This window comes from Franzmannia pantelleriensis, from assembly GCF_900102875.1.
Taxonomy (GTDB): domain Bacteria; phylum Pseudomonadota; class Gammaproteobacteria; order Pseudomonadales; family Halomonadaceae; genus Franzmannia; species Franzmannia pantelleriensis.
The window spans coordinates 1-11,865 of the sequence record NZ_FNGH01000012.1 but is presented as its reverse complement, the minus strand read 5'-3'; the positions used below and the strand labels follow the sequence as shown (position 1 = coordinate 11,865).

General features: G+C 66.4%; 12 protein-coding genes and 1 riboswitch. Of the genes, 9 read left to right on the top strand and 3 right to left on the bottom strand.

Annotated elements, in window-relative coordinates:
• Positions 1–23 precede the first annotated feature (23 nt).
• The 5 genes from benB (at position 24) to BLT16_RS15025 (ending at position 4,997) form a co-directional block, all read left to right on the top strand.
• On the top strand, positions 24–512 hold the full coding sequence (gene benB / locus BLT16_RS15045; RefSeq protein WP_089659340.1) for a benzoate 1,2-dioxygenase small subunit: 489 nt from the start codon (positions 24–26) through the stop codon (positions 510–512).
• 20 nt (positions 513–532) lie between these two features.
• A complete protein-coding gene (gene benC / locus BLT16_RS15040) occupies positions 533–1,573 on the top strand; it encodes a benzoate 1,2-dioxygenase electron transfer component BenC (RefSeq protein WP_089659339.1) in 1,041 nt (346 codons plus the stop codon).
• On the top strand, positions 1,570–2,352 hold the full coding sequence (gene benD / locus BLT16_RS15035; protein WP_089659338.1) for a benzoate diol dehydrogenase BenD: 783 nt from the start codon (positions 1,570–1,572) through the stop codon (positions 2,350–2,352). The genes benC and benD overlap by 4 nt, the downstream gene beginning before the upstream one ends.
• A gap of 107 nt (positions 2,353–2,459) precedes the next feature.
• Positions 2,460–3,695: a benzoate/H(+) symporter BenE family transporter gene (locus BLT16_RS15030; protein WP_089659337.1), complete on the top strand. Its 1,236-nt coding sequence runs from the start codon at positions 2,460–2,462 to the stop codon at positions 3,693–3,695.
• Positions 3,696–3,791: 96 nt separating this feature from the next.
• Positions 3,792–4,997: a benzoate/H(+) symporter BenE family transporter gene (locus BLT16_RS15025; RefSeq protein WP_089659336.1), complete on the top strand. Its 1,206-nt coding sequence runs from the start codon at positions 3,792–3,794 to the stop codon at positions 4,995–4,997.
• Here BLT16_RS15025 and BLT16_RS15020 read toward each other — a convergent pair.
• Positions 4,938–5,837 (bottom strand): LysR family transcriptional regulator, encoded by a 900-nt coding sequence (locus tag BLT16_RS15020; RefSeq protein WP_089659335.1) that lies wholly within the window; start codon positions 5,835–5,837, stop codon positions 4,938–4,940. The two genes, BLT16_RS15025 and BLT16_RS15020, sit on opposite strands and share 60 nt — an antisense overlap.
• Positions 5,838–5,924: 87 nt before the next feature.
• A riboswitch (glycine riboswitch) is annotated at positions 5,925–6,022 on the top strand.
• Positions 6,023–6,182: 160 nt separating this feature from the next.
• On the opposite strand from BLT16_RS15020, the gene BLT16_RS15015 reads away from it, so the two are divergent.
• The 4 genes from BLT16_RS15015 to BLT16_RS15000 all read left to right on the top strand — a co-directional run bounded on the left by BLT16_RS15015 (position 6,183) and on the right by BLT16_RS15000 (position 10,594).
• Positions 6,183–7,418 (top strand): D-amino acid dehydrogenase, encoded by a 1,236-nt coding sequence (locus BLT16_RS15015; protein WP_089659334.1) that lies wholly within the window; start codon positions 6,183–6,185, stop codon positions 7,416–7,418.
• Between the two features lie 196 nt (positions 7,419–7,614).
• A complete protein-coding gene (locus tag BLT16_RS15010) occupies positions 7,615–7,827 on the top strand; it encodes a DUF3311 domain-containing protein (RefSeq protein ID WP_089659333.1) in 213 nt (70 codons plus the stop codon).
• Entirely contained in the window at positions 7,820–9,274 is a 1,455-nt protein-coding gene (locus BLT16_RS15005) for a sodium:solute symporter family protein (RefSeq protein ID WP_089659332.1), read from the top strand. The genes BLT16_RS15010 and BLT16_RS15005 overlap by 8 nt, the downstream gene beginning before the upstream one ends.
• Positions 9,275–9,292: 18 nt before the next feature.
• Positions 9,293–10,594, top strand: coding sequence for an amidohydrolase (locus tag BLT16_RS15000; protein ID WP_089659331.1), 1,302 nt, complete (start codon positions 9,293–9,295; stop codon positions 10,592–10,594).
• A gap of 69 nt (positions 10,595–10,663) precedes the next feature.
• Here the strand turns inward: BLT16_RS15000 and gfa are convergent, their stop codons facing one another.
• Positions 10,664–11,395 (bottom strand): S-(hydroxymethyl)glutathione synthase, encoded by a 732-nt coding sequence (gene gfa, locus BLT16_RS14995; RefSeq protein ID WP_245701698.1) that lies wholly within the window; start codon positions 11,393–11,395, stop codon positions 10,664–10,666.
• A gap of 58 nt (positions 11,396–11,453) precedes the next feature.
• A partial coding sequence (locus BLT16_RS14990) for a zinc-binding dehydrogenase (RefSeq protein ID WP_143025084.1) occupies positions 11,454–11,865 on the bottom strand: 412 nt, incomplete at its 5' end.

Sequence of the window (11,865 nt, the reverse complement as noted above, 5' to 3'; positions counted from 1 at the left end):
TAGCAGGGCGGGAGGATACCTAGATGAGCATCAGTTACCACGATATTCAGGCCTTTCTGTACCGCGAGGCGCGGCTGCTCGACGACCGTCAGTGGGACGACTGGGTGGCGTGCTATCGCAGCGACGCAGTGTTCTGGATGCCGGCCTGGGACGACGACGACCAGCTGACCCGCGACCCACACAGCGAGATCTCGCTGATTTACTACCCCAACCGCGAGGGGCTAGAGGACCGGGTTTATCGCATCAAGACCGAGCGCTCGGGGGCCAGTACCCCGGAGCCGCGCACCACGCACCAGATCAGCAACCTCGAGGTGCTGAGCGAGGCCGACGGCGAGGTCGAGCTGCGTTTCAACTGGCATACCCTGAGCCACCGCTACCAGCAGACCACCAGCTTCTTCGGCACCTCCTTCTACACCCTGGACGTGTCCGGCGAAGCACCGCTGATCACCAACAAGGTCGTGCAGCTCAACAACGACTATATCCACCAGGTCATCGACGTCTATCACATCTGACCGGTGGCAGGAGAACCCGCATGAGTTACACCATTGCTCTCAACTTCGAGGACGGCGTAACCCGCTTCATCGGCTGTAATGCCGGTGAAACGGTACTCGACGCCGCCTACCGGCAGAAGGTCAACCTGCCGATGGACTGCTCCGATGGGGTCTGCGGTACCTGCAAGGGCCACTGCGAGCAGGGCGCCTTCGAGATGGGCGACGACTACCTGGAGGAGGCGCTCTCCGAGGAGGAGGAGGCCGAGGGCCAGGTGCTGACCTGCCAGATGGTGCCGGCGTCGGACTGCGTGATCCAGGTGCCGGTGGCATCGAGCCTGTGCAAGACGGCGGTGGGATCGGTAGACGCCACCCTGGCCTCGGTCGAGCGCCTCTCCGAGGATAGCCTGGAGCTGGCGGTCGACCTAGACGACGAGGCCGGCCTTGCGTTCCTGCCCGGCCAGTACGTCAATATCCGGGTGCCGGGCAGCGATCACACTCGCTCCTACTCGTTCAGCTCGCTGCCCGGCATCCGTCGGGCCAGTTTCCTGATCCGCCATCTGCCGCAGGGCCTGATGAGCGGCTACCTGAGCGAGCGGGCCGCGCCGGGGGATCGCCTGACCCTGACCGGCCCGCTGGGCAGTTTCTACCTGCGCCAGGTCACGCGTCCGGTGCTGATGCTGGCCGGCGGCACCGGCCTGGCGCCGTTTCTCGCCATGCTCGAGAAGCTGGCCCAGCAGGGCGAGGAGGGCAACGGCTGCGACCAGCCGATCCACCTGATCTATGGCGTCAATCGCGACGATCATCTGGTCAAGTGCGAGGCGCTGGAGGCCTTCGTCGAGCGCCTGCCGGAGTTCAGCTACACCACGGTGGTGGTCGACGAGCAGAGCCAGCATCCGCAGCGCGGCTACGTGACCCACCATATGCCGGCCGAGGTGCTGCACAACGGTGATGTCGACGTCTACCTGTGCGGGCCGCCGCCGATGGTCGATGCGGTGCTCGGCCACTTCCGCGAGCAGGACATCATTCCGGCCAACTTCTACTACGAGAAGTTCACCCCCAATGCAGCGGAGGAGGCGGCATGAGCCTGCGCTTCGAGAACCGTGTGATGCTGGTCACCGGCGCCGCCCAAGGCATCGGCCAGCGGGTCGCCGAGCGGGCCGCTGCCGAAGGCGCGCAGCTGGCGCTGGTCGACCGCGCCGAGGACGTCCAGCGGGTGGCCGCGGAGCTGCGCAACCAGGGGACGGACGCCATCGCCCTGCAGGCCGACCTGGAGACCTGGGAAGGCGCCGAAGGCGCAATCCGCCAGGCCCACGACCACTTTGGTCGCCTCGACATCCTGATCAACAACGTCGGCGGCGCGATCAACTTCAAGCCGTTCACCGCCTTCAGCGAGGCCGAGATTCAGGCCGAGATCAGCCGCTCGCTGATGCCCACGCTGTGGTGCTGCCGTGCCGCACTGCCGGGCATGGTGGCCCAGGGCGGCGGGGTCATCGTCAACGTCTCCTCGGCGGCGACCCGCGGCATCCACCGAATTCCCTACTCGGCGGCCAAGGGCGGGGTCAACGCCATGACCGCCTCGCTGGCCTTCGAGTACGCTGAGCACGGCGTCCGCGTGGTGGCCACCGCACCAGGAGGCACCGAGGCGCCGCCGCGGCGCATCTCGCGGGGCACCCCCGAGCCGCGCAACGAGACCGAGCAGGCCTGGTTCCAGGCGCATATCGACCAGACCAAGCAGAGCTGCCTGATGGGGCGCTACGGCACCCTGGACGAGATGGCCGCGCCGATCCTGTTCCTGGCCTCCGACGATGCCAGCTACATCACCGGCAGCGTATTACCGGTGGCTGGCGGCGACAGCGGCTAGGCTCTGTCCGAAAACTGGCTGCGCTCGCCGACTTTTCAGATAAAGCCTAAGCCCTCCCGACCCCTGCTGACGCACATTTCAAGTATAAAAATTCCCTGGAGACCGCCATGAAACACATCGAAAAAGGCATCAGCCTCAGGCATGCGCCTGGGGCCTTTGTCAGAGACCTCAACGTCGACAACGCCAGTACCGGCCTGGTGGCCGGTATCCTGGGGCTTAGCGTCGGGGTGGTGCATATCAGCGCCGGCAGCGCCGCCGGCCTCGACTCCTCGTTCATCATGATCTGGGTGATCAGCTACCTGATGATCAACGGCCTGTTCGGGCTGCTCGTGCCGGCCTACTACCGGCTGCCGCTGCCGATGGCCAACTCGATTCCCGGCGCGCTGATGTTCGCCGCGGTGATTCCGGTGGTGGGCCTAGAAGCGGCACTGGGGGCGACCCTGATCGCCGGGGCCATCTCGCTGGTAGCCGGTCTGACCGGGGTGATGGGGATGGTGATGCGGCTGATCCCGATGCCCATCGTGATGGGGATGGTGGCCGGCATGCTGTTGAGCTTCGGCCTCAACATGGTCAAGCCGCTGGAGAATGCCATCGTGCCGGCGACGATCATGATCCTGGCGTTCTTCATCTCGGCGCGGCTGTTTCGCAAGATACCGCCGCTGGTGACGGCCATGCTTGCCGGCATCGTCTACCTGATCGCCACCGGGGTGGATCTCTCCGGTATCGAGGCGACCATCCGATTCCCCGAATTTATCGCGCCCGAGTTCACCCTGGGTGCTTTCCTGGCCTACGGCCTGCCGCTGGCGATCATTCTGGTCGGCATGGAAACCCCGGCCGGTGTCGGCCTGCTCAAGGGCATGGGCTACCAGCAGGTACCGGCCAACGGCATCACCGCAATAGGCGGCCTGGGGACCATGGTCTCGTCCTTCTTCAACCTGCACAGCACCTGCATCGCCGCGCCGATGACCGGTATCTGCTCCTCGCCGGAGGCCGGCGAGCACGACAAGCGCTGGGTAGCGGCGGTGATCGCCGGGGCGATCTTCGTGGTCTTTGCTCCCTTCTACGGCTATGTGGTGAGCCTGCTCGAGGCGACACCGAACTACTTCATCACCATCATCGCCGGCCTGGCGCTGATGCGGGTGATCACCTCGTCGATGGCGATTGCCTTCTCCGGCAAGAAGCATGAGATGGGGGCGTTGTTCGCCTTCCTGATCGCCGCTTCGGGCATCCAGATCCTCGAGATCGGCGCCACCTTCTGGGCGCTGGTGCTGGGCGTGATCGTGTCGATGATCTTCGAAACCAAGGACTTCGAGTTCGCCAAGGGCAAGCCCGCGGCGGCCTAGCGATGTCCGGTTGACTCACTATCCTCCTTGACCTGCCGAACGTGCTACGGCGGGTCTTTTTTCCGTTGCGGCGCAGGGCGCCGAACAAGGAGCGGTATGTCGCTATACAAGGACCTTTCTCTCTCGACCCTGACCGCCGGCTTCGTGGCGGTGCTGATCTCCTATGCCGGGCCGCTGGCGATCTTCTTCCAGGCGGCACAAAGCGCCGAGATCTCGGCGGCGATGATGAGCTCCTGGGTGTGGGCGATCTCCATCGGCGCAGCGGTATCGGGTATCGGCCTGAGCCTGTGGCTCAAGGTGCCGGTGGTGACCGCCTGGTCGGCGCCGGGCACGGCGCTGCTGGTCAGCCTGTTCCCGGGGCTGTCGCTGAACGAGGCGGTGGGTGCCTATATCACGGCGGCGCTAATCATCCTGATGATTGGCGTGACCGGCACCTTCGATCGCATCATCCGGCTGATTCCGCCGGGCATCGCCGCGGCGATGATGGCGGGGATTCTGTTCCAGTTCGGGGTCGGCGTGTTCACCTCGCTGGAGCAGGCTCCGGCGCTGGCGGTGGGCATGTTGGCGGCCTACCTGGGCTTCAAGCGGCTGTCACCGCGCTACTTCCTGGTGCTGCTGCTGATCGCCGGGATCACGCTGGCGGTGCTGTTCGAGGGCGCCAGCCTGCAGGGCGTCTCCTGGCAGCTGGCGGCGCCGCAGCTGATCCGCCCCGAGTGGACGCTCGGCGCGACCCTGAGCCTGGCGATACCGCTGGCGCTGGTCAGCCTTACCGGCCAGTTCCTGCCGGGCATGGCGATCCTGCGTGGCGCGGGCTATCGCACCCCGGCGCGGCCGATCCTCACGGTAGCCAGCCTGGTGTCGCTGCCGATGGCGCTGTTCGGCGGCATTACCACGGTGGTGGCGGCGATCACCGCGGCGCTATGCACCGGCAAGGAGGCGCATCCCGACCCCGAAAAGCGCTACGTGGCGGGGGTCGCCAATGGCGTCTTCTACCTGATCGGCGCGCTGTTCTCGGGCAGCATCGTGCTGCTGTTCACCTCGCTGCCGGGCACCTTCGTGGCGCTGTTGGCGGGCCTGGCGCTGATCGGCGCGATTGCCACCAATATCAGCCAGGCGGCGGCTCAGCGCGATCATCTCGAAGCCTCGATCATCACCTTTCTGGCGACTGCCTCTGGCATGAGCCTATGGGGGCTGGGCTCGGCCTTCTGGGGGGTGCTGATCGGTAGTGCGGCCTATCTGGTGCTACACCGACCCTGGCGCCGCGCCGTCGACCAGCGCGATCAGGTTATGCAGCGCCGGTGAGTCGTTGTCGGGGCGCCAGGCGAACCACAGCGGCATGCTGCAGGCGTCGAGCTCCGGAAGACGCAGGAAGCGGATGCCCGGCATGGGATGGCAGCTGCTGGCGGCGGGCAGGATGGCAACCCCCAGGCCCGCCGCCACCATGCTCAGGATGGCGATATTGTCGGCGCCGTACTGCACCACCCGGGGGTGGAAGTCGAGGCGCTGGAAGTGGGCCTGCATGCGGTCGAAGTAGACCGGCGAGGCGCTGCGAAAGCCCCATACGAAGTCGGCGTCGGCAAGCTCGGCGAGGCGTTGCGGCGGCGTCTGGGCCCAGGCGGAGCGCTCGGGGACAGCGAGCAGCAGATGGTCGTTCTGCAGCCGGCGCGCCTCCAGCCCCGGGTAGCCGGTCTCGTCGAGGTAGAGCACCCCGGCATCCAGGCTGCCTTCGCGCAGTCGCTCCAACTGTGGCCCCGAGAGCAGCGGGAAGACCTCGAAGGCGACCTGCGGATAGCGGTCGCGATAGCGGCTCAGCAGGCCTGCCACCTCCGGCACCCACAGATGGGTCACCGTCACCCCCAGGCTGACCTTGCCGGTCAGGCCGCTACCCAGCGCTGTCAGCCGCGCGCGGATCTGCGTGCGTGCGTCGAGCAGTTGCCGGGCTTCATCGAAGAGTGCCTGACCCGCCACCGTCAGCCGCATGCCGCGGGCGTGGCGGTCGAACAGGCGGGTGTCGAGATCCTCCTCGAGCAGCCGGATCTGGCGGGTCAGCGCCGGTTGGGCAATATGCACGCGGCGGCTGGCGGCAGAGATGGAGCCGGTCTCGACCACGGCGACGAAATAGCTGAGCTGACGGAATTCCACGCTAGAGCAATACCTGGATGGCATAGGTGTTATCTATTATTGGTATTTTTGCTATGGCGTCCAGGGGCGGATAGTGTAATGACTGACATCGCGACAGCGGGAGAGACCGGTCCGTCATTCACGGTGCCGGCGCCGAAGGAGCAACTGCCCCGGAAACTCTCAGGCCACCGGACCGCCGTCGCGTCACTGATTCCGAAGAGCGGCCGGCGACAGCGTCCGTCGGCACACCGAAGGAGCAAGCGGGCATCGGCGACGATGCGTTGCGAATCTCTCAGGTTCCATGACGGAAGGGGTCCTCGCCTGCCGACGGCAGCGGGGTCAGCCCGACGCGTCTGGAGAACGACGATGCAACGTATTGCCGTTATTGGCGGTGGTATCACCGGTGTCACCACCGCCTATGCCCTGCTCAAGCGTGGCCTGGACGTCACGCTCTACGAACGCCACCGCTATGCCGCCATGGAGACCTCGTTCGCCAACGGCGGCCAGCTGTCGGCCTCCAATGCCGAGGTCTGGAACCACTGGCCCACGCTGCTCAAGGGGTTGCGCTGGATGCTGCGCGCCGACGCCCCGCTGCTGGTCAACCCCAAGCCCTCCTGGCACAAGTTGAGCTGGTTCGCCGAGTTCATGGCCGCCATTCCTCGCTACGCCGATAACACCACCGAGACCGCGCGCCTGGCGATCGCCGCCCGCGACCACCTCTATCGGTGGGCGCGGGAGGAGGGCATCGACTTCGACCTCGAGCGGCGCGGCATCCTGCATATCTATCGCCAGAAGCAGGACTTCGAGCACGCCGGCCGCGTCTCCGAGCTACTCGCCAGGGGCGGCCTTGAGCGGCGTGCGGTGACTCCTGAGGAGATGCACACCCTCGAACCGAGCCTGGCCGGCGACTACTACGGCGGCTACTACACCGAGAGCGATGCCACCGGCGACATCCACAAGTTCACCCAGGGCCTGGCGGCGGCCATCGAGCGGCGCGGTGTCACCACCCGCTACGGGTACGACGTATGCAACCTGGAAGCCGATGCCAGCGGCGCCTGGGTGACCACCGCAGAAGGGCGTGAGGCCTACGATGGCGTGGTGGTCTGCGCCGGGGTCGGGAGCCGCGGCATGGCCGCCAAGCTCGGCGACCGTATCAACGTCTACCCGGTCAAGGGCTATTCGATCACCGTGCACCTCGACGAGGCCGCCTCCCAGCAGGCGGCGCCGATGATCAGCCTGCTCGACGACGAGGCCAAGCTGGTCACCAGCCGACTAGGCAAGGACCGCTTCCGCGTCGCCGGGACCGCCGAGTTCAACGGCCTCAATCGCGATATCCGCGACGATCGCATCCGCCCGCTGATCGACTGGGTCGAGCAGTGCTTCCCCGGCGTCAGCACCCGGCGGGTGGTGCCCTGGGCGGGACTGCGTCCGATGCTGCCCAACATGATGCCGCGGGTTGGGCGAGGGCGGCTGCCCAGCGTCTTCTATAACACCGGTCATGGCCACCTGGGCTGGACGCTGTCGGCGATCACCGCCGAAATGCTGGCCGATTCGGTCACGCTGGCGGCCACCCACAGCGTAAGGCCTAGCCTGGCTCGCTAGTGGCACTTCTTACTTTCTCCCTCTAGGCACCCATCGGCTCCCGGCGCACGCGTCGGGAGCCATTGTTATGGCCAATGCCCATGCCTAAAAAATATGGATGATATCTAAAAGCCATATTTTTTCTATCGAAAGGCCTGCGCCATAGTCAAGGCACAACCCATAACAAGTCTCGCCTTGCGCGAGCTGGATGCGACCCATGACCAAGACCTACCACCTGCTGACGGGGCTGCACTTCGCGCTGTGCACCCTGGCCATGATCTGGCCTGGCGCGCTGATCGCCAACCGTATCGAACCCACCGTGCTGGGCCTGCCCTTCCTGTTCTTCTGGTACATCCTGTGGATGCTGGCGCTGTTCGTCGGCATGTGGGTGGCCTACGTGATCCGTCACGGAGGTAGCCGTCATGACTGATTCGCTGATCGTCGTCGGCATCACCCTGACCTATCTCGCCCTGGTGCTGTGGGTGGGGCTGCGCGCCCGGGGGCAGCAGAGCTCGAGCCTGGAGGGCTATGTGGCGGGCGGTCGCCACGTTGGCGTGGTGATCCTGTTCTTCATCCTCGGCGCCGAGATCTTCTCCGCCTTCGCTTTCCTGGGAGCGCCGGGCTGGAGCTACCAGCACGGTGCGCCGGCCTTCTATATCCTCGCCTACCTGTCGCTGGTGCCGATCACCATCTGGGCCATGGGCCCGCGGGTCGCCGAGCTGGGGCGCGCCAAGGGCTACCTGACCCAGGGCGACATGATCGCCGACCACTACCAGAGCAGGCCGCTGGGGATACTGGCCGGGGTGATCGGGGTGCTGGCCCTGGTGCCCTACCTGACCATCCAGATCGCCGGCGCCGGGCTGCTGTTCCAGGCCGCCACCGATGGCCTGATTCCCTTCTGGCTGGGCGCGCTGCTGGCCTTCGTGGTGGTGGCCGCCTACGTGTTCTGCAGCGGCCTCAACGGCATCGGTTGGACCAACCTGGTGCAGGGCATCATGATGATCGTGATCGCCTGGTTCCTCGGCCTGTCGATCTCCGAGCGCCTCTATGGCGGGGTCGGCGAGATGTTCAGCCAGATCCAGCTGACCATGCCCGAGTACCTGACCATGCCCGGCGCCACCGGCATGAACTGGGGCTACTTCAGCACCGCGGTACTTGTCAGCGCCTTCGGCGGCGCCATGTGGCCGCACCTGTTCATGAAGTTCTACTCCGCCGACAGCGGCAAGACGCTGCGCAAGGTCAGCGTCTTCTACCCCCTCTACGCCTACCTGCTGGTGCCGCTGCTGTTCATCGGCTTCGCCGGCATCCTGGTGTTTGCAGACGATCCATTGGCACGTGCCGATACCGTGCTGCTGCGCATGGTGATGGACGTGGCCAACTTCTCGCCTTGGGTGATCGGCCTGATGCTCTCTGGGGCGCTGGCGGCGGCCATGTCCACCGGTGCCAACCTAGCGCATACCGCCGCCATCGTGCTGGTCCGCGACGTGGCCGGCCCCACCCTGATGAAGGGCGCCAGCGAGAAGGCGGTGGTCAGCGCTACCCGCTGGAGCGTGCTCGGCCTGTCACTGATCGCCTACCTGTTCGCCCTGGCCAACCCCGCCTCGCTGGTGCTGTTGCTGCTCGGCGCCTATGGGCTGATCGTCCAGCTCTTCCCGATGGTGCTCGGCGCGCTGTTCATGCCGCGGCTGCGTCGCACCAGCGTGATGGCCGGCGCCCTGGTCGGCAGCCTGGCCTACCTGCTGATGGAGTTTGCCTTCAGCTCGCCGCTGGGCTGGCACGCCGGTGTCTGGGCGATGCTGCTTAACGTCGGCGTGGTGGCGGCCTGGCAGTACTTGGGTCGCGCCAGCCGCGATGGCCACCCGGTTCCCAGTCACTAAGCCGCCATGGAGGCCATGATGACAACCCAATCCCCGACCCTGGACCTCAAGGGCGCCGTTGGCGCCCAGGTGGAGGCGGCCTTCGAGCAGGTTCAGGCGCTCTATCGCCAGCTGCACCAGACCCCCGAGCTGCCCTTTAAGGAGTACAGGACCAGCACGCGACTCGCCGAGGCCCTGGAGGGCCTTGGCTATGAGGTGACCCGCGGTGTGGGCGGCACCGGCGTGGTGGCCCTGCTGCGCAACGGCGAGGGCCCCACGATCATGCTGCGCGGTGACATGGATGCGCTGCCGATCGAGGAGCAGACCGGGCTCGATTTCGCCAGTCGCGAGACCGCCGTCGCCGAGGATGGCCACGAGGTGCCGCTGATGCACGCCTGCGGCCACGACCTGCACAGCAGCTGCGTGGTCGGCGCCGCCGGCGTGATGGCGGCGCTGAGGGAGCATTGGCGCGGCACCCTGATGCTGGTCTGCCAGCCCGCCGAGGAGATCTTCGGCGGTGCCAAGGCGATGCTCGACGACAGCCTCTATGAGCGCTTCGCCCGTCCCGACGTGATCCTCGGGCAGCACAATATGCCGGCCCTGGCCGGCAGCGTGGGGCACCGCCCCGGCGGCAGCATGGCCGCCTGCACCAACCTGGCGGTGACGATCCACGGCGCCGGGGGCCACGGCTCCATGCCCGCCCAGGCGGTGGACCCGGTGGTGATCGCCGCCCACGTGGTGACCCGCCTGCAGACCATCGTCGCCCGTGAGGTGCCGCCGGAGGAGACCGTGGTGGTCACGGTCGGCAAGCTTGCCGCCGGCACCCAGGCCAACATCATCCCCCACTCGGCGGAGCTCGAGATCAACGTGCGCAGCTTCGACGATACCCTGCACCGCCAGGTGGTGGAGAGCATCGAGCGCATCGTGCGCGCCGAGTGCGAGGCGGGCCGCTCGCCCAAGCCCCCCGAGTGCCGGGTGCTCAACCAGACCATCGCCCTGCACAACGACCCGACGGCGGTGGAGCACGTGCGCCGCGCACACGCCGAGCACTTCGGCGAGGTGAACCTCTATGACATGCCGCGGCTCAACGGCAGCGAGGACTTTCCCTTCTTCGGCAACGCCGAGGCGGGTGGCTTCGGTGGTGAGGATATCCCCTACGTCTATTGGTTTATCGGCGCCACCCCGGGCGAGCGCTGGGACGAGGCGCCGGGCAAGGGCGTAGCGGAGAAGATGCGCCACCTGGAAATGCCGCATTCGCCTTACTATTTCCCCGGCAATGCGGTGACCCTGCGCACCGGTATCGAGGCAATGGCGGTGGGGGCGCTGGCCTATCTGGGCTGAGCGCCACACAGTTAGAAACGCCAACGGGCCACCCTAGAGGTGGCCCGTTGACGTTGCGGCAGGGGAGTGTCAGAGCACGCCCTTGGCCTTGGCGGTGTGGGTGGCGATGGCGTCCATCAGCGGCGGTGACAGGCAGTCGTAGGGCTCGAGGCCCAACTGCTTGAGGCGGCTGCGCACGTCACCCATGGTGTCCGGGTGGGTACCGCCTTCGATGATCGAGGAGACGAAGGCAGCGAATTCCGGCCCGGCCCAGCCGCTGTCGTTGGAGAGCTCGGTGTGGATGAAGTCCAGGCCGTGGAAGGGGTGGTCGGTGTTCTCGATGCGGCCATACATGTGCACGCCGCAGCCCTTGCAGGCGTGGCGCTGGATCGCCGCCGTGGCATCGACAACCTCGAGCTTGTCTTCGTTGGCGGCGACGCTGAGGCTGTCGCGGGGCACCACCGCGACCATCGAGAAGGTCGCGCCGTTGGGCTTCCAGCACTTGGTGCAGCCGCACACGTGGTTATGGGCACACTGCGCCTTGACCGTCACCTCGACCTTGTTGCTGTCGCAGTGGCAGTGCAGGGTGCCGCCGCTGAAGGCGTCGCTGCCGGCCTTCACGCCGCCGTCCACCGCGGGGTGGATCTTGGTATTGCTGGCGGGTGGCGCCTGGGTCGCCGCCGCAGCGCTGGGCGCAGCCTTGGCCTCTTGGCGATGGCTGCTGGCCGTGGGCGCGGCGCTGTTGCCGCCAAACCAGCGTTTCAGCGTATCCATCAGGCTCATGGGCTTGCGCTCCGGGTTCAGGCTCATTCGTGTCAGCATGGCGGTTCACCTCTCTTGGTCTTGTTGTTGGTACCTCGTAGCCCCTATTCAGGCGCGTTCAATAGTGCAAAACAGTACGGATGCTCTTGCCGGCATGCAGTAGCTCGAAGGCCTCGTTAATCTGCTCGAACGGCATGTCGTGGGTGACGAACTCATCGATCTTCAGCTCGCCGTTCATGTAGCGCTCCACGTAGCCCGGCAGCTCCGTGCGACCCTTGACCCCGCCGAACGCCGAGCCCTTCCAGACCCGCCCGGTGACCAGCTGGAACGGCCGCGTCGAGATCTCCTCGCCGGCCCCGGCCACGCCGATGATGATCGACTCGCCCCAGCCCTTGTGGCAGCACTCCAGCGCCGAGCGCATCACGTTGACGTTGCCGATGCACTCGAAGGAGTAGTCGACGCCGCCGTCGGTGAGGTCGACGATCACCTGCTGGATCGGGTCCGCGTAGTCCTTGGGATTGACGAACTCG